The organism is Streptomyces sp. NPDC126499 (genome assembly GCF_040302485.1).
GTDB lineage: Bacteria > Actinomycetota > Actinomycetes > Streptomycetales > Streptomycetaceae > Streptomyces.
The window spans coordinates 164,378-187,968 of sequence record NZ_JBEOUO010000007.1; the positions used below are offsets into that span (position 1 = coordinate 164,378).

Below are 23,591 nucleotides of genomic sequence, written 5' to 3' on the forward strand. Positions count from 1 at the left end.
GCCTGCCCTTCCTACCGCCGAATGGTGGGCTGTGGGCCCGGAATCCCGGGATTTCCGCCCGCAAGAGGGTGTTGATCAGGTAGAGGAGCCCGCAGTTTCTCACTCGAAAGAGTTGTGTCGGCGCCCCGCTCCGCGAGCACGTAGGCTCGGTTCACCGAGACGTCGAACGTTTGGAGTGACCGTGATCCCCGGTGGTGGCCAGCCCAACATGCAGCAGCTCCTCCAGCAGGCCCAGAAGATGCAGCAGGACCTCGCCCGCGCCCAGGAGGAGCTCGCGGCGACCGAGGTCGAGGGGCAGGCGGGCGGTGGCCTGGTCAAGGCGACCGTGACCGGCTCGGGCGAGCTGCGCGGCCTGGTGATCGACCCCAAGGCGGTCGACCCGGAGGACACCGAGACGCTCGCCGACCTGATCCTGGCCGCGGTGCAGGCCGCCAACGACAACGCCCAGCAGCTGCAGCAGGCCAAGCTGGGTCCGCTGGCGCAGGGCCTCGGCGGCATGCCGGGCCTCGGATTCTGATCCGCTGCGGATCCGCTCTGACCCGCTTCTGGTCCGCTTCTGATGCGCTTCTGATCCGCTTCCGAACCGCGGGGGCCTGCGCTCCGCCGGGCGTCCGACCCGTACGCCGTCGTTCCCGTACGGCCTCTTCTGATCCGTACACCTACTGCGGCTGCTGTCCAGCCATTACCGTAAGAATCAAGCACTCCCGAAGGGCGTTCCGTTGTACGAAGGCGTGGTTCAGGACCTCATCGACGAACTGGGCAGGCTGCCCGGCGTCGGTCCCAAGAGCGCCCAGCGGATCGCCTTCCACGTCCTCCAGGCCGAGCCGACCGACGTGCGGCGGCTCGCGCAGGCGCTCCTGGAGGTCAAGGAGAAGGTCAGGTTCTGCGCGGTCTGCGGCAACGTGGCGCAGCAGGAGCTGTGCAACATCTGCCGCGACGCGCGCCGGGACCAGACGGTCATCTGCGTGGTCGAGGAGCCGAAGGACGTCGTGGCGATCGAGCGGACCCGGGAGTTCCGCGGGCGCTACCACGTGCTCGGCGGCGCGATCAGCCCCATCGAGGGCGTCGGCCCGGACGACCTGCGCATCCGCGAGCTGCTCGCCCGCCTCGCGGACGGCACGGTCACCGAGCTGATCCTGGCCACCGACCCCAACCTGGAGGGCGAGGCCACCGCGACGTACCTGGCGCGGATGATCAAGCCCATGGGCCTGAAGGTGACCCGTCTGGCCAGCGGTCTGCCGGTCGGCGGTGACCTGGAGTACGCCGACGAGGTCACCCTGGGACGTGCCTTCGAGGGGCGGCGGCTGCTAGATGTATGACGACGACCGGGTCCGTGCGCGCGACGGCGCACTCGCAGGGAGGCTCCTCGATGTCTGATCCCACGCTGCACTCCATCACGCAGGACCCGGACGACTTCGCCGTCCAGATCGCTGACTCGATCGAGAGCTTCATCGTCGCGACGACCGAGGTCGCCAAGGGCGACGAGCCGGGCAGCGCGGTGCCCTTCCTGCTCCTGGAGCTCTCCCAGCTGCTGCTCGCGGGCGGGCGGCTCGGGGCGCACGAGGACTTCGTCCCGGAGGAGCAGTACGAGACCGACACGGGCCCCGACATGGACGTGGACGAGCTGCGCGAGCGGTTCGCGGGGCTCCTGGAGCCGGTGGACGTCTTCTCCGAGGTCTTCGACCCGTACGAGCCGCGCAAGGCGCCGGTGCCGGCCCGGATCTCCGACAGCCTCGCCGACATCATCACGGACCTGCGGCACGGCCTCGCCCACTACCGGGCGGGCCGTACGAGCGAGGCGCTGTGGTGGTGGCAGTTCTCGTACTTCTCGAACTGGGGGCCCACCGCCTCCGCCACCCTGCGCGCGCTGCAGTCCCTGATCGCCCACATCCGCCTCGACCAGCCGCTCGCCGAGCTCGACGGGCTCGACACGGACGAGGACCTCACGGAGGAGGACCTCGCGGAGGAGGCGGGACGCGTGATGGCCCGGGAGATCGCGGGCCCGCTGGGTCTGGTGCGGCGCAAGGCATAGGGGCCGGGGCGGGGCCGGGGCGGGGACTGGGACGGGACCTGAAGCGGCCCGCCCTCTACGGCCGTCCTGCCCCCAGCCGTCCTGCCCACCACCCCTCCCGCCCTACAGCCGTCCCGCCCTACAGCCGTCCCGCCTCCACGATGCGGCGCAGGAAGCGGCGCGTGCGCTCGTGCGTCGGGGCGCCGAAGACCTCCGCCGAGGTGCCGCGCTCCAGGATCACGCCGTTCTCCAGGAAGCAGACCTGGTCGGCGACCTCGCGGGCGAAGCCCATCTCGTGGGTGGCGATGACCATCGTCATGCCCTCCTCCTTGAGGTCCCTCACCACGCTCAGGACCTCGCCGACGAGCTCCGGGTCGAGCGCCGCCGTCACCTCGTCGAGCAGCAGCAGGCGCGGCCGGTTCGCGAGGGCGCGGGCGATGGCCACGCGCTGCTGCTGGCCGCCGCTGAGCCGGTCCGGGTACTCGCCCGCCTTGCCGGCGAGTCCGAGCCGGTCGAGCAGCTCGCGGGCCCGCTCCTCGGCCTCCCGGCGCTCGGTGCGGTGGACCCGGCGCGGGGCGAGCGTGATGTTGTCGAGCACGCTCATGTGCGGGAACAGGTTGTACGCCTGGAAGACGACGCCGATCCGGCGCCGTACGGCATCGGGGTCCGTGCGCGGATCGGTGATCTCCTCGCCGTCGAGGAAGATCGCGCCGTCGTCGATCTCCTCCAGGAGGTTGGAACAGCGCAGCAGCGTCGACTTCCCGGAGCCGGAGGCGCCGATGAGGACCGTGACGGTGTGCTGCGGGACCTCCAGGTCGACATCGCGCAGGACCACCGTGGAGCCGTACGTCTTGCGGACGGATTCGAGCCGGAGGACGGGGTCCGTCGTGCCGTGCGTCTCCGTCGTGCCGTGCGTCTCCGTCATACCGTGCCTCCCTGCGACTGGCGCCGGTTCATCCGCGCCGTGACCCAGTCGGTGAACCGGGTCATGGGAATGGTCAGCACGACGAACACCAGGCCCGCGACGACGTACGGGGTGTAGTTGAAGGTCTTGCTGGCCAGGATCTGCGCCGCGTACACGGCGTCGACCGCGCCCGCGATGGAGACCAGGCCGGTGTCCTTCTGGAGCGAGACCAGGTCGTTCAGGAGCGGCGGCACCACGCGCCGTACGGCCTGCGGCAGCACCACGAAGCGCATGGTCTGCGCGCTCGACAGGCCGAGCGATCGGGCGGCGGCCCGCTGGCTGGGGTGGACGCTCTCGATGCCGGCCCGGAAGACCTCCGCCATGTACGCCGAGTAGGTCAGGGACAGCGCGATGCCGCCCAGCACGACCGGGTCGGTGGGGACGCCCTGGAGGCGCAGCGCGGGCAGGCCGAAGATCACCGCGAGCAGGCAGATGATGAGCGGCAGGCCGCGGAAGAAGTCGACGTACGCGGTGGCCAGGGCGCGCAGCGGGAAGAGCGCCGGGCCGCGCAGGGTGCGGGCGACGGCGAGCAGCAGGCCGAGGACGAGGGTGACGGCGCCGCAGACGGCGAGCAGGCGGAGGTTGAGCCAGAGGCCGTCGAGCACCAGGGGGAGCGCCTGGCGCGCGTACCCCGCGTCGAAGAACGTCTCCTTGGTGCGCGGCCAGCCGGGGGAGCCGGTGACGACCACGTACAGGACGGCCAGGGTGACGAGGGTGCTCAGCGCGGCGACGGCCGTCGCGCGGCGGGTGCGGGAGCGCTTGAAGCGCTCGCGCTCGATGCGTCGCGCGGACGGGGTGTACGCGTCCGGGGCCCGGTCCTGGTCCTGGTGCCGGTCCTGGCCGTGGCCCTGGCGCTGGCCGTGGTCCGGGGCCTGGTCCTGGTCCTGGGCCCGGACCTGGTCCTGGCCCAGGGGGCCCTTCCCGTGGGCGTCGTCCTGGGGCGCGTCTTCCTTGGTGACGGTCACTTCAGCACCGGTGCGCCCGCCGCGTCGGACAGCCACTGCTTCTCGATGGCGGCGAGGGTGCCGTCCGCGCGCAGGGCGTCGACGGCCCGGGAGACGCAGGAGGTGAGTGCGGAGCCCTTGTCGAGGACGAGGCCGAACTGCTCCTTGGCGCCCGCGCCGGGCGTGGTCTGGAACTGGCCGACGACCTTGGCCTCGGGGACCTCGGCGCCGGTGATGTAGAACGCGGTGGGCAGGTCCACGACGATCGCGTCGACCTGGCCGTTCTTGAGCGCGGCCTTGGCGAGGTCGTTCTTCTGGAAGACGGAGGGCCGCTGCTGTGGCTTGATCTGCTCGTTGATGACGTCGAGGCTGGTCGTGCCGACCTGCGCGCCGAGCTTGGCGCCCTTGAGCTCGGCGAGGGTGGTCGCCTTGGCCGCCTTGGAGTCCTTGAGCGCGATGACGGCCTGGCGGACGTCGTAGTAGCCGGTGGACAGGTCCACGGCCTTGCGGCGGTCCTCGTTGATGGAGACCTGGTTGATGTCGAAGTCGAAGGTCTTCTCGCCGGGCGCGAAGGCGTTGTTGAAGGCGACCTTCTGCCAGACGACGTCCTCCTTGGCGAAGCCGAGCTTCCGGGCGACCGCGTAGGCGACGGCGGACTCGTAGCCCTTGCCGTTGGCCGGGTCGTCGTCCTGGAACCAGGGTGCGTACGCGGGCGTGTCGGTGCCGACGGTCAGCTTTCCCTTGGCCTTGGTGGCCAGCGCGTCCGGGGCGCAGGACGCGGGCGTGCCCGCGGCCGAGGCGGAACCGGACGCGGACGCGGCACCGGACGGGCCGGAGCCGCCGGCCTCGGGCTGCGGCGCGCAGGCGGACGTGGCGAGGGCGACGAGCGCGGTGGCGGCGGCGGTGACGGCGCCGGCGGCGAGGCGGGAGGCAGGACGCATGGCGGGAGATTCGCACCCGGGAAGGGAAGGTGTCCAGGTCACGCCCATGTGGTCTCGTATGGCGGACGTTTGTGAAGGGCGTGTTTCCTGCCCCCAGGCCCTGGTCAGGGCGGTGCGGGGCCGTGAGCCCCGGTCCGTTTCGGTCCGCTGTCCGAACAGGGAATCTCACCATCTGATATCACGGTGGCGTTTTCCGGTCCCTCGTTAGACTGAACCGACCGCAGTGCCAGCTGTGGCAAGGACTGAGCGAGGAGCGCACGTGGGCCTTGTCGTGCAGAAGTACGGAGGCTCCTCCGTTGCCGATGCCGAAGGCATCAAGCGCGTCGCCAAGCGGATCGTGGAAGCCAAGAAGAACGGCCACCAGGTGGTCGTCGTGGTTTCCGCGATGGGCGACACGACGGACGAGTTGATCGATCTCGCCGAGCAGGTATCGCCGATGCCGGCCGGCCGTGAGTTCGACATGCTGCTGACCGCCGGAGAGCGGATCTCCATGGCCCTGCTGGCCATGGCGATCAAAAACCTGGGCCACGAGGCCCAGTCGTTCACGGGCAGCCAGGCCGGTGTCATCACCGACTCGGTCCACAACAAAGCGCGCATCATCGATGTCACGCCGGGCCGCATCCGCACCGCGCTCGACGAGGGCAACATCGCCATCGTCGCCGGCTTCCAGGGCGTGTCCCAGGACAAGAAGGACATCACCACCCTGGGCCGCGGCGGCTCCGACACCACCGCCGTCGCCCTGGCCGCCGCGCTCGACGCCGAGGTCTGCGAGATCTACACGGACGTCGACGGCGTCTTCACCGCCGACCCGCGCGTGGTGAAGAAGGCGAAGAAGATCGACTGGATCTCCTTCGAGGACATGCTGGAGCTCGCCGCCTCCGGCTCCAAGGTGCTGCTGCACCGGTGCGTCGAGTACGCACGCCGCTACAACATCCCGATCCACGTCCGCTCCTCCTTCTCGGGGCTGCAGGGCACGTGGGTCAGCAACGAACCGACAGGGGACTCCAAGGTGGAGCAGGCCATCATCTCCGGTGTCGCCCACGACACCTCCGAGGCGAAGATCACCGTCGTCGGCGTGCCGGACAAGCCGGGCGAGGCCGCGGCGATCTTCCGGGCCGTCGCGGACGCCGAGATCAACATCGACATGATCGTGCAGAACGTGTCCGCCGCCTCCACCGGTCTGACGGACATCTCCTTCACCCTCCCCAAGGCCGAGGGCCGCAAGGCCATCGACGCCCTGGAGAAGACGAAGGCCACGATCGGCTTCGACTCGCTGCGCTACGACGACCAGATCGGCAAGATCTCCCTGGTCGGCGCCGGGATGAAGACGAACCCGGGCGTCACCGCGGACTTCTTCCGCGCGCTGTCCGACGCGGGCGTCAACATCGAGCTGATCTCCACCTCCGAGATCCGCATCTCGGTCGTCACCCGCGCCGACGACGTCAACGAGGCCGTGCGTGCCGTCCACACCGCCTTCGGTCTGGACAGCGACTCGGACGAGGCCGTCGTCTACGGCGGCACCGGTCGCTGACCTCGTGGTGACATCTTGACGAGCCGCGGGCCGGCGCTCGCGGTCGTGGGAGCGACCGGGGCCGTCGGGGCGGTGCTGCTCCAGACGCTCACGCACCACGCGGACGTCTGGGGCGAGATCCGACTCCTCGCCTCCCCCCGCTCGGCCGGCCGCAAGCTGGCCGTACGGGGGGAGGAGTGCGAGGTTCTCGCCCTGAGCGAGGAGAACCTGACCGGCGTCGACCTCGCCCTCTTCCTCGTGCCCGACGCCGTGGCGGCGCAGTGGGCACCGATCGCCGCTGCCAAGGGAGCGGTGGTCGTGGACACCTCGGCCGCGTTCCGGGCCGACCCGGACGTGCCGCTGGTGGTCCCCGAGATCAATCCGCACGCCGTACGGATCCGGCCGCGGGGCATCGTCGCGAGCCCCGGCTGCTCCACCCTGGCGCTGATCGTCGCCGTGGGCGCCCTGCACGCCGAGTTCGGGCTCACCGAGATCGTCGTCACCGTCCAGCAGGCCGCCAGCGCCGCCGGAGGGGCGGGTGCGCAGGCCCTGCGCCGGCAGCTGGCCCTGGTCGCCGGCAGCGAGCTCGGCACCCACCCCGGAGACGTACGGCGGGCGGTCGGCGACCACGCCGGCCCCTTCCCCGGTCCCCTCGCCCTCAACGTGCTGCCCTGGTCGGGCGTGCCCGCCGCGGACGGCTGGTCCTCGGAGGAGCTGGGCATCCGGGACGAGGCCCGCAGGATCCTGGACCTGCCGGGGCTGCGGGTCGCGGCCACCTGCGTCCGGGTCCCCGTCGTGACCGGACACTCGGCCTCCGTGCACGCCCGCTTCGAGCGGCCGGTCACCGTGGCCCGCGCCCACGAGATCCTGGCCACCTCGCCCGGCGTGGTGCTGTACGACGATCCCGCGGCGGGTGACTTCCCGACGCCCGCGGACGTGGTGGGCACCGACCCGACGTGGGTCGGACGCGTGCGCGGGTCGATGGACGACGAGCGGGCGCTCGAGTTCTTCGTGTGCGGGGACAACCTGCGCAAGGGGGCCGCGCTGAACGCCGTACAGATCGCGGAGCGCATCGCGGGCGAGTCCCCTCGGCCGTGACGCGGTGCCCTTCGTCCGTCGTCGCCCGGGTGTCCGGAAATCGGCATCGCCTCACCGCTCGTCTTTGTAGGCTCTGTGAAGACCTTGAAGACCTTGTGAGCAAATCGGCGTCGGATGCCTCTTGATCAGGTCAGATGTCCTGGACGACGATGCTCTTCCCTCCCCTCTGCAACCAGTGGTCGGGCGGGAGCGTCTTCGCGTGCACCCAGGAGCATGTGACGTGGAGCACGCCGCACAAGCGGGCATCGGGGAGAACGGGTACGCATGAGGGCAAACGACGCACCGTCAAAAACGGTGGCGTACGCGTACAACCCTGACGGGGGGAAGCGTGTCCAACAGGCGTGGCAGAGGTACTCGACATCGCGGCGGTCATCCCGCTGCACAGCACCGCGGTGCGCCCGCTCCGGCGGCCGCGCCCGGTCAGCGGCATGCCGGTGATCGCGCCCATGCCGATCAGGACCCGCCCGGCCGCCGTGAGCGGCATTCCGGCGCCCCGCGAGGGCGCTGACGACACGATGGCTGCCGGTACCACCGTCGACCACCTCACCGAGACCTACCGCGCCCACTACCGCTCGCTGCTCGGCCTCGCCGCGCTCCTCCTCGACGACACGGCCTCCTGCGAGGACGTCGTGCAGGAGGCCTTCATCCGCGTGCACTCGGCGCGCAACCGGGTGCGCGACCCCGAGAAGACGCTGGCCTATCTGCGGCAGACCGTCGTCAACCTCTCGCGCTCCGCGCTGCGCCGGCGCATCCTCGGCCTCAAGCTGCTCTCCAAGCCCATGCCCGACATGGCGAGTGCGGAGGAGGGCGCCTACGACCAGCTGGAGCGGGACGCGCTCATCAAGGCCATGCGCGGACTCCAGCGGCGGCAGCGCGAGGTCCTGGTGCTGCGATACTTCGCGGACATGACGGAGGCACAGGTCGCCGAGACCCTCGGAATCTCGCTGGGCTCGGTCAAGGCGTACGGCTCGCGCGGCATCGCGGCGCTCCGCATAGCCATGGAGGCCGCGTCATGAGCGGGCCGATGGGCGGACCGCCGGACGGGCCGATGAGCGGGCCGCTGGGCGGGCGCGGTGAGCGGGGGGAGCACGCCGGGCCGCGGGAGATCCAGGGGGGCGAGGGGGCGCGGGAGCCGCAGGAGGCCCGGGGGGCCCAGGAGCCGCAGGATCCCCACGAGCTCCAGGAGCCTCAGGAGCCCCACGAGCTTCAGGAGCCGCACGATCTGCGCAAGCCCCAGGGGCGCGACGACCACGACGAGCACGGCCGGGACGATCAGGGTGATCGGCGCGGCGACGACCAGGACGACCTGAGTGGACGCGGGATGGTGAACGAAGCGCCGGGCGAAGCGCCGGAGAACGGCATGCCCGACGAGCTGGCGCTGCGGCGGCTGCTCCAGGGCGCGGTGGCCGGTCTCGAGCCCTCCGAGGGCGCGCTCGACCACCTCCGTCGCGCCGTGCCCGCCCGCCGCGCTCGCAAGCGGCAGGCCGTGGTCGGCATGGCCGCCGCGATCGTCCTCGTCGGCACCGCCGTGCCGGCCCTGGTGCACGTGGCCTCGTCCGGGGGGATCTCCGCCGACCAGCCGGTCAACGCCGGGCACGGCGAGCAGGCCCAGGGCGGCACCGGCACCGAGACCGGCATCGAGGGCGGCCAGAAGAGCGCAGTCCCGCCGTCCGGCACCCCCGAGCCCAGTGAGGGCGAGGCGGAGGGCGCCGGAAAGCCCACCGCGTCGGCGGAGGGCCCCGGCGGCGGCGCCGACGGCGGCAGCACCGCCCCGTCCGGCTCCTCGGACGAGCGGCCGGCCTGCGCGGCCGACCAACTGGCCGTCAGCTCCGTCGAGACCGGCCCCCCCGACTCCACGGGGAAGGTGTACGGCACCTTCCGCATCGCCAACGTCTCCGGCCGCGACTGTCTGGTCGGCGACGGCCTGGTCGGCTTCGAGGCGCGGGGCGCGGCCGACCAGTCGAAGATCACGGTCGTCGAGCACACCTCCGGCGACGCCGCGAGCGGTCTGCCCGACCCCTCGCAGGAGTCGACCTCGCTGCTGCTCACCCCGGCCAACGCCTACGAGGTGCGCTTCGCCTGGGTGCCCAGCGAGACCTGCCCCACCACGGGCCCCAACCCGACGCCGACCCCGACCCCGACCCCGGACGGCGGCTCGTCCTCGAGCGGCGGCGCCACCGGCTCGACGGGCACGAGCCCCGACGGCAACGTCTCCCCCCAGCTCGGCACGGACGGCACCCCGGCGGACGGCAGCGTCGAGGTGACCCACACCGCCGACCCGGGCGCCCCGGTCGCGGCGGCCACCATCCCCCACGCGTGCGCCGGCACCATCTACCGGACCGGGGTCCTGGACGCCTCCTGAGCGCCGGGCCGGGGTCCTGGACGTCTCTTGGAGGGCCCGACCGGGGCCCTGACGCCTCCTGAGCGCCCCACCGGGGGGCCTGGACGCTTCCGAGCGGGAGACCTCCCGCGAGCCATGGGTAGGGCCCCGTGCGCCCCGCGGCCTACCGCCTCTGCAAGCTCTACGCCTCTGCGCCTTTACAGCCCGAGGGTGGCGTCTCTACAGCCCGAGGGCGGCGTCCCGGGATGCCTCCACCTCGCGGCGGAGCAGCCGGAACCACATGAAGACCACGAAGCCGGCGAAGACGAACCACTCGGCCGTGTAGCCCAGGTTCTGGAACGCCTTCACGTCCAGACCGGTGCCCGCGGCGGCCGCCGCCGGAACCGGGGTGAGCCCGGCGGGGGAGTCCGTGAGGGTGACCCAGGCGTCGTAGACGTCGTACGACACCACGTTCACCAGGGACGCCGCGCTGATCATGCCGAGCTGACCCTCGGGCAGGCCGCCCGCCGCGTGGACCCCTTTCGTGCCCGCGTTCTCCGAGGCCTGGAGCGCACCCGTCACGGTGACCTCTCCGGACGGCGGGGCCGGAGCCTTGCCGCCCGACGGCAGCCAGCCGCGGACCACGGGCAGCGCCTTGCCGCCGTCCGTCCTCAGGAGCGTCAGCACGTACGAGCCGGAGCGGCCGTCCAGCTCACGGCCCGGGACCAGGAACTGCTCCCCGTACCGCCCGCTGGCCCGCGCGATCCGGCCGGAGGTCTCCTTGTCCACCGGAAGCAACGCGTCCAGCGCCTCGGCCGACCGGGTCGACGGATCGGGCCGCTGCTCCGCCTCCCGGTGGGAGTCGACGCGGTCCTCGAACTTGCCCATCTGCCAGGTCCCCATGAACAGGCAGAACGGGATGGCGAGGAGGACGAAGACGTTGATCCCCCACCAGCGGGGCGTTCTCAGGAACCGGTACACGCTCCCACGGTACGCAAGACCGCTCAGTCCACCTCCTTCCGGGTCCCCTGCGGCGCCGGCGTCCCCAGGTGACGGGCCGCGAAGTCCAGGTCGAGGGCGACCTGCTTGATCCGCTCGTCGACCACGAGCGAGCCGTGCCCCGCGTCGTACCGGTACACCTCGTGCACCGCGCCGCGGGCGGCCAGCCGGTCGACGTAGTTGTCGATCTGCCGGATCGGGCAGCGCGGGTCGTTGACGCCGGCCGAGATGTGCACCGGTGCCTTCACCGCGTCCACGTACGTCAGCGGCGAGGAGGCGGCGAACCGCTCCGGCACCTCATCCGGCGAGCCGCCGAGGAGGGTGCGGTCCAGAGCCTTCAGCGCCTCCATCTCGTCCTCGTACGCCGTCACGTAGTCGGCGACGGGCACCGCGGCGAGGCCGACCGCCCAGGCGTCCGGCTGGGTGCCGAGGCCGAGCAGGGTGAGATAGCCGCCCCAGGAGCCGCCGGCCAGGACCAGCCGCTCGGGGTCGGCGAGGCCGCTGTCCACCGCCCACTCGCGGACCGCGGCGATGTCCTCCAGCTCGATCAGGCCGACCCGGTGCTTGAGCGCGTCCGTCCACTCCCGGCCGTAGCCGGTGGAGCCGCGGTAGTTCACCCGCACCACCGCGTAGCCGTGGTCGACCCAGGCGGCGGGGCCGGAGGCGAAGGCGTCGCTGTCGTGCCACGCCGGGCCGCCGTGCACCTCGAAGACCGTCGGGAACGGGCCCTCGCCCTCGGCCGGGCGCTGCACCAGGGCGTGCACCCGGCCTCCCGGCCCCTCCACCCACACGTCCTCCACCGGCACCGACGGGGGCGCCTTGGGGCCGGGAGGGTCGAGCACGACCGAGCCGTCCGTGGACCGCACCACCGGCGGGTGGGCGGCCGAGGACCACAGATACTCCACGGAGCCGTCGGGGCGGGCCGTCGCGCTCGACACCGACCCGGCCGGGGTCTCCACCCGGACCAGGGCGCCGGTGGCGATCTCGTACCGCCACAGCTCGCTGCGGGCCTCGAAGCTGTGCACGATCAGCAGCCCCGAGCCGTCCGGATACCACTCGGCCGACACGTCACCCGGCAGGTCGAGCCGCAGATCGGTCTCCGTGCCCGTGGCCACGTCCCACAGCATCGGTTCCCAGCGGCCGCGCCGCTGGTGCCCCACGAGCAGCAGCGTCTCCCCGGCCACCGGGGCGAAGCCGAGGACGCTCAGGCCCAGCTCCTCCGTACCGCCCTTGGTGTCGTCCAGCTCGGCCACCACCGACGCGTCCGCCGCGCGCAGGACCCGGATCGCCGAGTGCATCGCGTCGCCGTGTTCCGTGTGCTCGACGGCGATCAGGCTGGAGTCGTACGACAGGTCGCCGACCCCGGCCGACTGCCGGTGCCGGTAGATCTCCACCGGTGCCTCGGCGCCCGGCCGCAGCAGATGCACCGTCGACCCGTCCTCGTCGGTCGAGCGGCCCACGACGACCGTGCCGTCCCGGCCGATGGCGAGGCCCGCGGGATAGGACGGCTCGAGCCCCGGCACGGCGGGCTCGTCCGCGCCGCCGTCGAACGGCTGGCGCATCCACACCCCGAACTCGTCGCCGTCGCTGTCCTTGAACCACCAGATCCACCGGCCGTCCGGGCTCAGCGTGCCGTCCGTCGTCCCGTTCGGCCGGTCGGTGACCTGCCGCTGCCGGCCGGTCGCCCGGTCCCATGCGTACAGCTCGTACGTCCCCGTCGCGTTCGACACGAACAGCGAACGGTCCGGTGCCTCCTCCGCCCACTCCGGCAGCGAGACCCGCGGCGCGCGGAACCGCTGCTCCCAGAGCGGCGCGTCCGCGAACCCCTCGAACGCCGAGCCGCTGTCCGTCCTGCTGTCATCGGTCGACTTGCCGTCGGCCGGCCTGTCCTCGGTCGACCTGTCCTCGGCCAGCCTGTCGTCGGTCGACCTGTCCTCGGTCGACCTGGCGTCGTTGCTCTCAGTCATGGAGCCATCATGCTCCGCGCGACCGACAAAGTGTTCGGCGTGCGACCAACCTGTGGATAACTCCCGCCGATGTCCTCGATCAAGCGGTCGGGCGCGGCGCTCCGAGCCGTTCAGCCTGATCACGGCGCGCCCGCTCGCCAGATCCACCGTCGAGCGGTGCGGCGGGGCTCCGTCCTTCTCGTCGTCGCGCATCACGAGGGAGCCCCCCGCCTCGGCACGTCACGCCTCGGCCATCTCCCGTCGCAGCAGGCCTGGTTGTCGGATGCGGTGTCTACGATGACGACATGATCGCCTACGTCGTGGCCGCCGTCTTCCTCGCCCTGTTCGGGGCCGGTGTGCTGCGCGACCGGCGGCGCTTCAGCAACGCGGTCTACCTCGGCCTGGCCGTCACCTTCCTCTGCCTCGGCCTGCTCGCCGGCCTGCGGGACGCCCCGCCCGGCGTCGCCGTCACGGTCATGGTCGTCGTGCTGCTCGTGCTCGCCCTCGGCCCGGTCGCGCTCGCCGGGCTGCTGTGCGCCAACGGCGTCCAGATGGTCCGCAAGGAAGGCAGCCGCCCCGCCAACCTGCTCTCGCTGCTCGCCGGACTCGGCATCTTCGGCGTCATGGCCCTGATGGCCGCCGCCGTCGTCTCCCACTCGAAGACGTTCGTCATCGTCGTCGGCACCCTGCTGATGGTCCTCGGCTACGTCTCCTTCCTCTTCCTCTGCTTCATCGGCTACGCCTTCCTCTACGGCCGCATGCGCATCCGCCGCGACGCCGACTACGTCGTCGTCCTCGGCTCCGGCCTGATAGGCGGCCGCCACGTACCGCCGCTGCTCGCGAGCCGTCTGGAGCGGGGCCGCCAGGTGTACGAGACGCTGGCGAAGCGCCGGGAGGTGGACCGGACCCCGGTGCTCGTCACCTCCGGTGGCCGCGGTCCCGACGAGGAGCTGGCCGAGTCGCACGCCATGGCCGACTACCTGGTGGAACGCGGTTTTCCGGCCGACCGGATCGTGCGTGAGGACCGCTCGCGGACCACAGAGGAGAACATGCTCTTCAGCAAGGCCCTCATGGAGGCGGAGCGGCCCGGAGCGGAGTGCGTGATCGTCACCAACAACTTCCACGCCTTCCGGGCCGCCCTGATGGCGCGGAAGGCGGGCGTGAACGGCCAGGTGGTGGGCTCGCCGACCGCCGCGTACTTCTGGCCGAGCGCGACCATCCGCGAGTTCGCCGCGATCTTCCTCGAGTACCGGGCGGTGAACCTGGGCATCTGCCTGGGCCTGGTCCTGATGGGCTGCCTCGCGTACGTCATGGCGTGACGGCGGCGGAGGGACCGCGGCGGAGGGACCGGGGCGGCTCGGCGGGACCGGGGCGGCTCGGAGCCACCCGGCCGGCTCGGCGGGACCGCTCCGCACCGGCCCGGCCCCGAGGGACGGCCGGCCGGCCCCGGCGTCATCCCGCGTGTCGGACACCTCCCGGCGTCCTAGGCTGAAGGGGACGCCATGTGCGGATGCGTGGGCGGAGACGGCATGCGGGAGCGTGCGGAGGCGCGGCGGCCCGAGGGCCCGGAGGCGACGTCATGAGAGCACGACACCACTTCCACATCGACTACCGGGGCCACTCGGTCAGCGCCACCGTCCAGACCGGTCACAAACCGGTGGTCGAGGTCCTCGTCGACGGCAAGGAGACGGGCTATGCCACGACCCACGCCGACCGCCCGGTCACCGTCCACGTCGAGCTGCCGACGGAACCGCCGACCCCCGTGGCCGTCCGCGCGACCCCGGGCCCGGGCATGCCGCGCTGTCTGCTGCTCGGTCCCGAGGACCAGGAGGGTCATGTGATGGCCCCTCGTGCCTACTGAGGCCGGACGCGCCCCTGGCCGGGGCGGTCAGCTGAGCCAGGCCATCCCGATCAGCAGGAAGACGACGAAGGCGACGGCTCCGGCGACGGCGGCGGTCCTGCGGGGCCGGCGCCGTGAGATCGCGGCCAGCGGATTCTCGGCGGGCGCCTGAGCCCGCCGGACCCGCGCAGCCGAGGGCGCGGGCGGCGCCATGGGTACGGCCCCGCGCTGCTGCGGGATCCCGTGGGGGATACCGGAGGGCGCGGCGTGGGCAGCGGTGTGCGGCGCCGGCCGCGGCGGCGCCTGGGGAACCATCTGGGGTGCCGTGTGCGGCGCGTGCGGCACCGTGTGGGGTGCCGTGTGCGGTGCCGTCTGCGGTACGGCCTGGGGCAGCGGCATCGGACGGTCGCGCCAGGCCCCGGACGCGAACCAGTCGGCGATGGCCTGTGCACCGGGGCGCTGCTCGGGCTGCTTGGCGAGCAGCGTCAGCAGGAATCCCTCGAACGCGGCCGGTATCGGCACCCCGAGCTGCCGCGGCGGCGTCGGCGGGGTGTCGATGTGCTGGTACAGCAGCGCCGTGGCGGTGTCGGCGCGGAACGGAGGCTGGCCCGTCAGCAGTTGGTAGAGGACGCAGCCGAGCGAGTACACGTCGGACGCGGGCGATGCGGGCCGTCCGAGCGCCCGCTCGGGCGCGAGGTAGAGCCCGGTGCCCACGATCTGCCCGGTGGTGGTGAGCCCGGCCGAGGGGTCGTCGACGAAGCGCGCGATGCCGAAGTCGGCCAGCTTCACCGTGCCGTCGGCGTCCATCAGGAGGTTGCCGGGCTTGATGTCCCGGTGCACCACGCCCTGCTTGTGGGCCGCGGCGAGCCCGGCCGCCGCGTGCGCGGCCACCGTCGCGACCTGCTCGGCGGACAGCACCGTGGGTCTCGCCCGGTCACCGGCCAGGCTGTCGCCGTCCACCAGTTCCATGACGAGGAACAGTTTTCCGTCCCACGTACCGAAGTCGAAGACGCCGACCACATGGGGATGGCTGAGCCGCGCCGCGGTCTGCGCCTCCATCCGGAACCGGTCGGCCGCCGAGGGGTCGTGGTCCTGACCCAGCATCAGCTTCACGGCGACGTCCCGCCCGAGCACTTCGTCGGTCGCCCGCCACACCTCGCCCATGCCGCCACGCCCGACGCACACTTGGAGCCGATATCGGTCCGCGACCAGCACCTGAAGACCCACCCTTCCCTTGGACGCCTCATCGTAGAGCGGTTTTTGAAGGGTCCTTGCGGCGGGCCGGAATGCTACGGACCAGTGGGAGGCAGCGCTCGACTCTCCCGTACGACTCCGTCAGAGGTTTCAGGGGCCGGCAGGCACCTCACCAAGGATCTCGGCCAGAGTGAGCGACCCGTCGGCCCACTTCACCAGGTCGTCTCGTGCCACGGTCCGGATCTCGTGCCTGTCCGCGAAGGACAGCGCCGACTTGGTGAAACCGCCGTTCGTCACCACGAGCGCCACTCTCGCCCCGTGCTCGGGAGCGGCGGTGCCGTTCACTTCGTACATGGTCGCAGCACCAACGTTCCGCCCGGTTCGGGTGTGCTTGCACTGGACCGCGATGTAGACCCCGTCGCGATCGGTGGCGAGGATGTCGGCGGCCATGTCGTTGGCTCGGCCCCCACGTCGGGTGATCGAGCATTCCGATCGTTCCAGCAGCTCGGCTACGAACTGCTCGAACTGGTCCGGCTTGAGGCGGTCGATCGTCGCCGGGCCGATGCGCAGCGAGTCGTACGTGGGAAAGAGGAACCCGTCGTCGGGCAGCAGGTCCACCCGATTCGCGCGTGCTTGCTCCTTCAGACGGGCCAGCTCGTCGGGGCCGGGGACGAGGAAGAAGTGCGCGCGGTGAAGGTACACCGGCGCGGAACTGCCGGTGCGAAGACGGTAGTACGGCGGCTGATTCGACTTACGGATCCGCCTGCACTCGTGGACGAACATGGGGAGGCCCCCCGGCCCCATGATGTGGTCGCCCGGTTTGAGGGCGGCGAGCGTGACGGGAGTGGGGTTGACTCCCGCAACGCACGTCGTGCTTTCGGTCGGGGTGTGCCAGGCCAGTGGCCAGCCGTTTTCCGCGCCGACCGTGAAGAACCTCTGGCGACCCGGTACGAGTGACTCCTCGCACAGTACGCACGTGGTGCAGAACGGTCCGCGGTCCTCGGCAGGCGGCCGGCGCGTCTGAGCGGGTCGCGGACCCCCCGACAGGAATGTGGCAGGGACGCCGGGCACGATTCCTCCCCCAGGTTGGTGACCGCCTCAGAATGCATCACCGGTCTGACAGCCCCAGGCGACAGCCCGGGGTCGCAGCCTTCCAGGGTTACCGGACGATGCTGCAGCGCGGCGCCCGAGGGGCGGGCGCCGGCTCCCCCTCGGCTCCCGCATGGCTCCCAAGAGGTCTTCGGAAACCACTCAGGGGCCTGATCCGATGTCTCGGATCAGGCCCCTGACCTGGTCTTACGGCTGTCGGGGTGGCGGGATTTGAACCCACGACCTCTTCGTCCCGAACGAAGCGCGCTGCCAAGCTGCGCTACACCCCGATGTCGCTGCTCTGCTCTTCACGTCGCGGCGACATCGATTACTTTAGCCCACCCGCGCCCAGAGACGAAATCCGGTTTTCGCGGCGTCCCACCGCAGGTCGGAAGCGGTCCACGGTGGCGAGGGCGAGGGCGAGGCCGGGGGTCGGGAAGCCGGGGCCCAGGTACGTGTCCGCCGCCGGCCGGGCGGCGGCTCAGGTCCGGGCCGTGAGAGTGAGGAGGGTCGCCTCCGGGGGGCAGGCGAAGCGGACCGGGGTGTAGCGGTTGGTGCCGCAGCCGGCGGAGACGTGCAGGTACGAGGTGTGGCCGGCCGCCGTGTGGGTGGAGAGGCCCTTCACGCGGTCGGTGTCCAGGTCGCAGTTGGTGACCAGGGCCCCGTAGAAGGGGATGCACAGCTGCCCGCCGTGGGTGTGACCGGCCAGGATCAGGTCGTAGCCGTCCTCCGTGAACGCGTCGAGGGCGCGCAGGTACGGCGCGTGGACCACGCCCATGGTGAAGTCGGCGTCCGGGTCGGGGCCGCCGGCGACCCGCTCGTAACGGTCCCGCTTGATGTGCGGGTCGTCGACGCCGGTGAAGGCGAGGTCCAGGTCGGGCAGCTTCAGGCGGCCACGGGCGTTGGTCAGGTTCACCCAGCCCGCCGCGTCGAAGGCGTCCCGCATGCCCTCCCACGGGTTGTGGACGGCGCCGACCACCGGCGGGTTGCCGTTCAGGCCGTGCCGGCCCTGCACCTTCTCCATCAGGTAGCGGGCGGGGTTGCGCAGTCGCGGCCCGTAGTAGTCGTTGGAGCCGAAGACGTATACGCCCGGGAACTCCATCAGCGGCCCCAGCGCGTCCAGCACCTCGGGGACGGCCTCCGTGTCGGAGAGGTTGTCGCCGGTGTTGACCACGAAGTCGGGGCGGAGCCCGGCGAGGGACTGGAGCCAGGCGCGCTTCTTGCGCTGGCCGCTCACCATGTGGATGTCGGAGACCTGGAGGACCCGCAGGTCACGCATGCCCCGGGGAAGCACCGGGACGGTCACCCGGCGCAGTCGGAACGAGCGGGCTTCGAAGCCCGCCGCGTAGACGAGTCCGGCCGCCGCCGTCGCGGTGAGGCCTGCCGTGATCTTCAGGGGGATCCCGTACCGTGCGCGCATCGCCCTATCGTCGCAGACCCCGGCCGAGGAAATGTGCGGGCGGTACGGGCCCGGCACTGACACACTTGAGCCCATGACCACGCTCAAGGCCAAGCTTCAGGACGACCTCAACGCCGCGATCAAGGAGCGCGACGAGCTGCGCTCCTCGACCCTGCGGCTGACCATCGCCGCCATCACGAAGGAGGAGGTCGCGGGCAAGACCAAGCGCGAGCTCTCCGACGACGAGGTGCAGAAGGTGATCGCCAAGGAGGCGAAGAAGCGCCGCGAGGCCGCGGACGCCTTCGCCCAGGGCGGTCGCACCGAGCAGGCCGAGCGCGAGCGCGCGGAGGGCGAGATCCTCGACGCGTACCTGCCGAAGCAGCTGACCGACGAGGAGCTCGAGGGCATCGTCGCCGCCGCCGTCGAGGAGGCCAGGGCCGCCGGGGCGGAAGGGCCGCGGGCCATGGGCGCCGTCATGAAGATCGTCAACCCGAAGGTGGCCGGTCAGGCGGAGGGCGGCCGGGTCGCCGCCGCCGTGAAGAAGCTCCTCGCGGGCTGACCCACCGGTTCGCCGGCACCTCCGCGGCCCGACCCTCGGCCCCGTCGAACGGGGTGCGCCCCCAGGGGCCGACGCCGCCCGTGCGGCGCGCTCCCCGTCCGTGGCCCGTACGCGTCCCGTCCGCGTCCCCTCTCGGACTCGCCCGTGTGGGGTGTCCCCGGGCGGCGTCCCCGGACCTGCGGCGCACCTGACATAGCGACGAAGGCGCCCCACCCGAGACCGGGTGGGGCGCCTTCGTCCGTACGAGCTCCGCGCGGGAGACCGGCGTCAGTCGTTCCCGCCGCCTCCGCCGCCGCCACGGCCGCCCCCGCGGCCGTTCGTCCCGCCGATCAGGTCCGGCGGGATCACGATCCCGCCCGGGAGCGTGGTGCCCGGCTGCCGGTCGCCCGGCTTGTTGTCGGCGCCCGGGCGCTTGTCCTTCTCCTTGTCCGCGGGCGCCGCACCGCGCGGCACGCTCACCGGGACGAAGGAGGGGGTCTCGGAGGCGTTGAGCGCCCCGGTCATCGCGATCTTCCAGATCGGGCCGGGGAGGCAGCCACCGCAGACCTTGTCGTAGTACTGGCCGCCGATGGTGATGTCGTACATCGACTGCTTCTCGCCGACGTCGTCACCGACCCACACCGCCGTGGACAGGTTCGGCGTGTAGCCGACGAACCAGGCGTCCTTGCGGTCGTTGGTGGTACCCGTCTTGCCCGCGTTGTCGCGGTCGCTCAGACCGGCCTTCGTACCCGTGCCGTCCTCGACGACGCCCTTGAGCATCTGGTTGACCATGTCGGCGGTCCGCTCGCTCATGGCCCGCGAGCACTCGGTCTGCGGGACCGGCAGCTTCTGGCCGCCCGCCGTCGTGATCGACTCGATGGCGACGGGGGTGCAGTACGTGCCGCGGTTGGCGAAGGTCGCGTAGACGGCCGCCATGTCCAGCGGGGTGGACTCCTGGCCGCCGAGGGTGATGGAGGGGAGTTCCTTCAGCTTCTTGCCGAGCTCCCGCTCGTAGCCCATCTTCTGGGCCATCGTCACCGTCTCGCACAGGCCGGTCATCTGCTCCAGCTGCGCGAAGTACGTGTTGATGGACTTGCCGAGCGCGCTGGTCATGTCCCAGGTGCCGGTCTCGGACTCGACCTCGTTGGACAGGTCCCAGTTGCCGGAGCCGGCCGGGCCGCCCGCGCAGGTGCGGTAGGAGCTCATGGGGACGGAGATCTTGTAGCCGGTGGTGAAGGACTGCGCCGGGCTCAGTCCCTTCTCCAGCGCCGCCGCGGCCGTGATCGGCTTGAACGTCGAACCGACCTGGAAGCCGTACGTCGTGCCGCCCATCTTCTTGCCGACGGACAGGTTCAGCGTCGTCTGGTGCAGCTTCTGGTCGAGGCCGTACGGGCGGGACTGGCCCATCGAGAGGATCTTGCCGGAGCCGGGCTGGACCTGGACCACCGCGGCGGCGACCTTGTCGTCCTTGTCGATCTTGGCGACGGCGGCCTCGTTGGCGGCGGCCTGGGCGCGCGGGTCGAGGGTGGTCCGGATGGTCAGGCCGCCCAGGTTCCACAGCTTCTGGCGCTCCTCGGCCGTCTTGCCGAAGACCGGGTCGGTGAGGATCGTCTTGCGGACGTAGTCGCAGAAGAAGCCGGCGCCGTCCACGGCGGTGATGCAGCCGTTCTTCGGCGACTTCACCTTCAGCTTGATCGGCTTGGCCTTCGCCGCGTCCGCCTCCGCCTGGCTGATGTCCTTGACGTCGGCCATGCGCTGGAGGACGACATTCCGGCGCTTGGTGGCCTCCTGGATGTCGTTGACCGGGTCGTAGCGGCTCGGCGACTGGACGAGGCCCGCCATCATCGCCGCCTCCTCCAGACCGAGGTCGGCGGCGGGCTTGGAGAAGTAGCGCTGGGAGGCGGCCTCGATGCCGTAGGCCTGCTGCCCGAAGAACGTGATGTTGAGGTAGTTCTCCAGGATCTTCTTCTTGCCGAGCTCCTCCTCGACCTGGATGGCGAACTTCAGCTCGCGCACCTTGCGGCCCAGGGTCTGCTGGGTGGCCTGGGCGACCTTCTCGGGGTCGTCGCCGGCCTCCTCGACGAAGACGTTCTTCACGTACTGCTGGGTGAGCGTGGACGCGCCCTGCGCGACCCCGCCCGACTGCGCGTTGCGGTTGATCGCGCGCAGCACGCCCTTGAGGTCGACCGCGCCGTGCTCGTAGAAACGCGAGTCCTCGATCGCGACGATCGCCTTCTGCATGTACGGGGAGATCTTCTCCAGCGGCACGACCTTCCGGTCGCGCGAGTACACGGTGGCGATGTGGCCGCCCTCGGAGTCGAGGATCGTGGTGCGCTGACTCAGCGGCGGCGTCTTCAGGTTGGACGGGATTTCGTCGAACCCCTCGACCGTGCCCTTGGCCGCCAGCCCCAGCGCCCCGGCCGCGGGCAGGGCGATGCCCGCCAGCACGGCTCCGGAGAGCACACTGACCCCGAGGAACTTGGCGGCCTGCTGGGTCCCGGTCAGACCTCCGCCCGAGCGCTTCTTTGCCATGGGGGCAGCCTACGTTCTCATTCGCCGGACACGCGTATATGCCTTGGCCTAAGCTGCTCCCAACTGTCACAGCAGAGTGGTCCCGCATCAAGACCCGTGCGTGACGTCGGCATGAACTTCCGCGTCCCCGAAGCGCGGTGACTTCATGCCCGAATTCGGCTCATGCCCGATATGGTCGTCATGTCCTGGGGTCACTCCCCTGGGTGATCTCCCGCGCACGCATAGTCCGTTCGGGCCATCCAAGATTGGGCCCGAAGGGGGTGTTGCGCTGTCCCCGCCTTCCGTAACGTCCCAACTGGCAGCGGTGAATATGCCGCTACCGCCGTGGGGGAGCCTCGATTCGGGAGAGGACGGCGCCGGTATGGGCTGGGTAGCTGACTGGAGTGCGCAGGCGGCCTGCCGCACTACCGATCCGGATGAACTTTTCGTGCAGGGCGCGGCGCAGAACAGGGCGAAGGCGGTGTGCACCGGATGCCCGGTGCGGACCGAATGCCTCGCCGACGCCCTCGACAACCGCGTGGAATTCGGCGTGTGGGGCGGCATGACGGAGCGCGAGCGACGCGCCCTGCTGCGCCGGCGGCCGACCGTCACCTCGTGGCGCCGGCTCCTGGAGACCGCGCGCACGGAGTACGAGCGCGGAGCGGGCCTGCTGCCCGTGGCGATGGACGACGACGCGACGTACGAGACGTACGCGGCGGCGGGCTAGACGCGTCGGCTCACCCGCTACGCCGGTCGGTGTCGGCCGGGTGCGCCCGGCTCGCGCCTGTCACGTCGCCCGTCACGCGTGTCGCGGCGACGTCTCCCTCACGGCAGGCGACCGAGCGTCAGACGGTCACCGATCGCCCGCAGCCCCGCGAGGTCGTGCACATCGCCGGGCAGGGCGGCCACTTCCGCGACCGCCACCTCGGGGTGGAGGGCGGTGAAGCGGTCGCGCGTGCGCTGTTCTCGAGCGAGCACCTGCATCCGCTCGGCATGGAGGCGGAGCAGTCCTGCGGTCAGTTGCTGGACATCCGTGTCCGTTTCGGCTGTGGGGGCAGCCTCGGACCCGGCGGGTACGGCGGCGGTGGCGAGGTCTGCGGCGTCTTCCGCCGCGGAGTCGGACGGCTCGGGAGAGGTGGCCCGGGAGCCACGTCCAGCAGTCTTCCCGCCCCCCTGATCCACAATGCGGCCCTCGTCAAGATTTTCCGCGGCGGCCCGCGCCCGCTCGGCCGACAGCCGGGCGGCTCCACTGTCGTGGACGCGGTTGAGGACGAGCCCGGCCAGCGGCATCTTCTCGGCGGCCAGCCGCTCCACGAAGTACGCCGCCTCGCGCAGCGCGTCCCGCTCCGGTGTGGCGACCACGAGGAAGGCCGTCCCCGGCGCCTGGAGCAGCTTGTACGTGGCGTCCGCGCGGGTCCGGAAGCCGCCGAACATCGTGTCCATCGCCGCCACGAACGTCTGCACGTCCTTCAGGAACTGACCCCCGAGCAGCTTCCCCAGCGTCCCCGTCATCATCGACATGCCGACATTGAGGAACTTCATCCCGGCCCGGCCGCCCACCTTCGCCGGTGCCATGAGCAGCTTGATGAAGGTGCCGTCCAGGAAGGACCCCAGCCGCTTCGGCGCGTCCAGGAAGTCCAGCGCCGAGCGGGACGGCGGCGTGTCGACCACGATCAGGTCCCACTCGTCCCTGGCCCGGAGCTGGCCCAGCTTCTCCATCGCCATGTACTCCTGCGTGCCGGCGAAACCGGCCGACAGGGACTGGTAGAACGGGTTCTCCAGGATCGCCCGGGCCCGGTCGGCGTCCGCGTGCGCCTCGACGATCTCGTCGAAGGTCCGCTTCATGTCGAGCATCATCGCGTGCAGCTCCCCGCCGTCGGAGCCCTTGATGCCCTCCACCTTGCGCGGCACGTTGTCCAGCGAGTCGATGCCCATCGACTGGGCGAGCCGGCGGGCCGGGTCGATGGTGAGGACCACGACGCGACGGCCGCGCTCCGCGGCCCGTACGCCGAGGGCCGCCGCGGTCGTCGTCTTGCCGACCCCGCCCGCGCCGCAGCACACGATGATCCGGGTGGCGGGGTCGTCGATCAGCGGGTCCAGCTCGAGGACAGGCACGGTGTCGAGCCCGTTCGAGCCCCCGGCCTCCCCGGTTGTCCCGCTCATCTCGGCTGTTCCGTCCACCGCGGCTCCCCGGGGCCCGCCGGCTCCCCGGACCCCGCCGGCTCCCCGGGGCCCGCCGGCTCCCCGGACCCCGCCGGCTCCCCGGGGCCCGCCGGCTCCCCGGACC

At 71.6% G+C, this 23,591-nt stretch carries 21 protein-coding genes, 1 tRNA gene and 1 pseudogene; 11 read left to right on the forward strand and 12 right to left on the reverse strand.

Annotation, left to right across the window (positions count from 1 at the left end; all coding sequences use genetic code 11):
• The first annotated feature begins 181 nt into the window (after window positions 1-181).
• The 3 genes from ABTZ91_RS12645 to ABTZ91_RS12655 all read left to right on the forward strand — a co-directional run bounded on the left by ABTZ91_RS12645 (window position 182) and on the right by ABTZ91_RS12655 (window position 2,032).
• Window positions 182-517 (forward strand): YbaB/EbfC family nucleoid-associated protein, encoded by a 336-nt coding sequence (locus tag ABTZ91_RS12645; protein WP_345492266.1) that lies wholly within the window; start codon window positions 182-184, stop codon window positions 515-517.
• Between the two features lie 202 nt (window positions 518-719).
• Entirely contained in the window at window positions 720-1,319 is a 600-nt protein-coding gene (recR, locus tag ABTZ91_RS12650) for a recombination mediator RecR (RefSeq protein ID WP_352077133.1), read from the forward strand.
• Window positions 1,320-1,369: 50 nt separating this feature from the next.
• The gene (locus ABTZ91_RS12655) at window positions 1,370-2,032 is read left to right on the forward strand and encodes a DUF5063 domain-containing protein (protein ID WP_352077134.1); all 663 of its coding nucleotides are present in this window, start codon (window positions 1,370-1,372) and stop codon (window positions 2,030-2,032) included.
• A gap of 118 nt (window positions 2,033-2,150) precedes the next feature.
• Here ABTZ91_RS12655 and ABTZ91_RS12660 read toward each other — a convergent pair whose 3' ends face one another.
• From ABTZ91_RS12660 to ABTZ91_RS12670, 3 genes are all read right to left on the reverse strand, one after another.
• Window positions 2,151-2,936 carry an amino acid ABC transporter ATP-binding protein gene (locus ABTZ91_RS12660; protein ID WP_352077135.1) on the reverse strand — a complete coding sequence of 262 codons (786 nt, stop codon included), beginning with the start codon at window positions 2,934-2,936 and terminating at the stop codon, window positions 2,151-2,153.
• Window positions 2,933-3,754: an amino acid ABC transporter permease gene (locus ABTZ91_RS12665; protein ID WP_352077283.1), complete on the reverse strand. Its 822-nt coding sequence runs from the start codon at window positions 3,752-3,754 to the stop codon at window positions 2,933-2,935. Before ABTZ91_RS12665 ends, ABTZ91_RS12660 begins: the two co-directional genes overlap by 4 nt.
• A gap of 182 nt (window positions 3,755-3,936) precedes the next feature.
• Window positions 3,937-4,860 carry an ABC transporter substrate-binding protein gene (locus ABTZ91_RS12670; RefSeq protein ID WP_352077136.1) on the reverse strand — a complete coding sequence of 308 codons (924 nt, stop codon included), beginning with the start codon at window positions 4,858-4,860 and terminating at the stop codon, window positions 3,937-3,939.
• Between the two features lie 259 nt (window positions 4,861-5,119).
• Between ABTZ91_RS12670 and ABTZ91_RS12675 the strand changes: the two genes are divergently transcribed.
• The 4 genes from ABTZ91_RS12675 to ABTZ91_RS12690 all read left to right on the forward strand — a co-directional run bounded on the left by ABTZ91_RS12675 (window position 5,120) and on the right by ABTZ91_RS12690 (window position 9,830).
• Window positions 5,120-6,391 (forward strand): aspartate kinase, encoded by a 1,272-nt coding sequence (locus ABTZ91_RS12675; protein ID WP_352077137.1) that lies wholly within the window; start codon window positions 5,120-5,122, stop codon window positions 6,389-6,391.
• Window positions 6,392-6,406: 15 nt separating this feature from the next.
• Window positions 6,407-7,468, forward strand: a complete 1,062-nt coding sequence (locus tag ABTZ91_RS12680) for an aspartate-semialdehyde dehydrogenase (protein WP_352077138.1) — start codon at window positions 6,407-6,409, stop codon at window positions 7,466-7,468.
• A gap of 428 nt (window positions 7,469-7,896) precedes the next feature.
• Window positions 7,897-8,484 carry a SigE family RNA polymerase sigma factor gene (locus ABTZ91_RS12685; RefSeq protein WP_407077951.1) on the forward strand — a complete coding sequence of 196 codons (588 nt, stop codon included), beginning with the start codon at window positions 7,897-7,899 and terminating at the stop codon, window positions 8,482-8,484.
• Window positions 8,481-9,830, forward strand: a complete 1,350-nt coding sequence (locus ABTZ91_RS12690) for a hypothetical protein (RefSeq protein WP_352077140.1) — start codon at window positions 8,481-8,483, stop codon at window positions 9,828-9,830. The genes ABTZ91_RS12685 and ABTZ91_RS12690 overlap by 4 nt, the downstream gene beginning before the upstream one ends.
• Window positions 9,831-10,028: 198 nt before the next feature.
• On the opposite strand, the gene ABTZ91_RS12695 is transcribed toward ABTZ91_RS12690, so the two are convergent.
• The 3 genes and pseudogenes from ABTZ91_RS12695 to ABTZ91_RS12705 all read right to left on the reverse strand — a co-directional run.
• Window positions 10,029-10,769, reverse strand: a complete 741-nt coding sequence (locus ABTZ91_RS12695; RefSeq protein ID WP_352077141.1) for an SURF1 family protein — start codon at window positions 10,767-10,769, stop codon at window positions 10,029-10,031.
• A gap of 23 nt (window positions 10,770-10,792) precedes the next feature.
• Window positions 10,793-12,754 (reverse strand): prolyl oligopeptidase family serine peptidase, encoded by a 1,962-nt coding sequence (locus ABTZ91_RS12700; protein WP_352077284.1) that lies wholly within the window; start codon window positions 12,752-12,754, stop codon window positions 10,793-10,795.
• A 129-nt stretch (window positions 12,755-12,883) separates the two neighbouring features.
• Window positions 12,884-12,946: pseudogene (locus ABTZ91_RS12705) on the reverse strand (DUF6191 domain-containing protein); the annotation flags it as partial.
• A gap of 92 nt (window positions 12,947-13,038) precedes the next feature.
• Between ABTZ91_RS12705 and ABTZ91_RS12710 the strand changes: the two are divergent.
• Complete coding sequence (locus tag ABTZ91_RS12710) at window positions 13,039-14,052, forward strand: YdcF family protein (protein WP_352077142.1); 1,014 nt, start codon at window positions 13,039-13,041, stop codon at window positions 14,050-14,052.
• A gap of 260 nt (window positions 14,053-14,312) precedes the next feature.
• On the forward strand, window positions 14,313-14,594 hold the full coding sequence (locus ABTZ91_RS12715; protein ID WP_352077143.1) for a hypothetical protein: 282 nt from the start codon (window positions 14,313-14,315) through the stop codon (window positions 14,592-14,594).
• 27 nt (window positions 14,595-14,621) lie between these two features.
• Here ABTZ91_RS12715 and ABTZ91_RS12720 read toward each other — a convergent pair whose 3' ends face one another.
• From ABTZ91_RS12720 to ABTZ91_RS12735, 4 genes are all read right to left on the reverse strand, one after another.
• The gene (locus ABTZ91_RS12720; protein ID WP_352077144.1) at window positions 14,622-15,758 is read right to left on the reverse strand and encodes a serine/threonine-protein kinase; all 1,137 of its coding nucleotides are present in this window, start codon (window positions 15,756-15,758) and stop codon (window positions 14,622-14,624) included.
• Window positions 15,759-15,917: 159 nt separating this feature from the next.
• Window positions 15,918-16,550, reverse strand: a complete 633-nt coding sequence (locus tag ABTZ91_RS12725; RefSeq protein ID WP_352077145.1) for a restriction endonuclease — start codon at window positions 16,548-16,550, stop codon at window positions 15,918-15,920.
• A 522-nt stretch (window positions 16,551-17,072) separates the two neighbouring features.
• Window positions 17,073-17,146 (reverse strand) — tRNA-Pro (locus tag ABTZ91_RS12730).
• A gap of 191 nt (window positions 17,147-17,337) precedes the next feature.
• A complete protein-coding gene (locus ABTZ91_RS12735; protein WP_352077146.1) occupies window positions 17,338-18,276 on the reverse strand; it encodes a metallophosphoesterase in 939 nt (312 codons plus the stop codon).
• Window positions 18,277-18,349: 73 nt separating this feature from the next.
• Between ABTZ91_RS12735 and ABTZ91_RS12740 the strand changes: the two genes are divergently transcribed.
• Window positions 18,350-18,814 carry a GatB/YqeY domain-containing protein gene (locus ABTZ91_RS12740; RefSeq protein ID WP_352077147.1) on the forward strand — a complete coding sequence of 155 codons (465 nt, stop codon included), beginning with the start codon at window positions 18,350-18,352 and terminating at the stop codon, window positions 18,812-18,814.
• 267 nt (window positions 18,815-19,081) lie between these two features.
• Here the strand turns inward: ABTZ91_RS12740 and ABTZ91_RS12745 are convergent, their stop codons facing one another.
• On the reverse strand, window positions 19,082-21,325 hold the full coding sequence (locus tag ABTZ91_RS12745) for a transglycosylase domain-containing protein (protein ID WP_352077148.1): 2,244 nt from the start codon (window positions 21,323-21,325) through the stop codon (window positions 19,082-19,084).
• A 361-nt stretch (window positions 21,326-21,686) separates the two neighbouring features.
• Here ABTZ91_RS12745 and ABTZ91_RS12750 point away from each other — a divergent pair, with 361 nt between their 5' ends.
• Window positions 21,687-22,031, forward strand: a complete 345-nt coding sequence (locus tag ABTZ91_RS12750; RefSeq protein ID WP_207926774.1) for a WhiB family transcriptional regulator — start codon at window positions 21,687-21,689, stop codon at window positions 22,029-22,031.
• A 98-nt stretch (window positions 22,032-22,129) separates the two neighbouring features.
• Here the strand turns inward: ABTZ91_RS12750 and ABTZ91_RS12755 are convergent, their stop codons facing one another.
• Complete coding sequence (locus ABTZ91_RS12755; RefSeq protein WP_352077149.1) at window positions 22,130-23,467, reverse strand: ArsA family ATPase; 1,338 nt, start codon at window positions 23,465-23,467, stop codon at window positions 22,130-22,132.
• Between the last annotated feature and the right edge of the window lie 124 nt (window positions 23,468-23,591).

Coding starts and splice junctions, on each gene's coding strand:
- ABTZ91_RS12655 (WP_352077134.1), top strand. CDS start 1,370: ATGTCTGATCCCACGCTGCACTCCATCACGCAGGACCCGGACGACTTC.
- ABTZ91_RS12660 (WP_352077135.1), bottom strand. CDS start 2,936: ATGACGGAGACGCACGGCACGACGGAGACGCACGGCACGACGGACCCC.
- ABTZ91_RS12670 (WP_352077136.1), bottom strand. CDS start 4,860: ATGCGTCCTGCCTCCCGCCTCGCCGCCGGCGCCGTCACCGCCGCCGCC.
- ABTZ91_RS12685 (WP_407077951.1), top strand. CDS start 7,897: ATGCCGGTGATCGCGCCCATGCCGATCAGGACCCGCCCGGCCGCCGTG.
- ABTZ91_RS12690 (WP_352077140.1), top strand. CDS start 8,481: ATGAGCGGGCCGATGGGCGGACCGCCGGACGGGCCGATGAGCGGGCCG.
- ABTZ91_RS12700 (WP_352077284.1), bottom strand. CDS start 12,754: ATGACTGAGAGCAACGACGCCAGGTCGACCGAGGACAGGTCGACCGAC.
- ABTZ91_RS12710 (WP_352077142.1), top strand. CDS start 13,039: ATGATCGCCTACGTCGTGGCCGCCGTCTTCCTCGCCCTGTTCGGGGCC.
- ABTZ91_RS12715 (WP_352077143.1), top strand. CDS start 14,313: ATGAGAGCACGACACCACTTCCACATCGACTACCGGGGCCACTCGGTC.
- ABTZ91_RS12725 (WP_352077145.1), bottom strand. CDS start 16,550: ATGTTCGTCCACGAGTGCAGGCGGATCCGTAAGTCGAATCAGCCGCCG.
- ABTZ91_RS12735 (WP_352077146.1), bottom strand. CDS start 18,276: ATGCGCGCACGGTACGGGATCCCCCTGAAGATCACGGCAGGCCTCACC.
- ABTZ91_RS12740 (WP_352077147.1), top strand. CDS start 18,350: ATGACCACGCTCAAGGCCAAGCTTCAGGACGACCTCAACGCCGCGATC.
- ABTZ91_RS12745 (WP_352077148.1), bottom strand. CDS start 21,325: ATGGCAAAGAAGCGCTCGGGCGGAGGTCTGACCGGGACCCAGCAGGCC.
- ABTZ91_RS12750 (WP_207926774.1), top strand. CDS start 21,687: ATGGGCTGGGTAGCTGACTGGAGTGCGCAGGCGGCCTGCCGCACTACC.
- ABTZ91_RS12755 (WP_352077149.1), bottom strand. CDS start 23,467: ATGAGCGGGACAACCGGGGAGGCCGGGGGCTCGAACGGGCTCGACACC.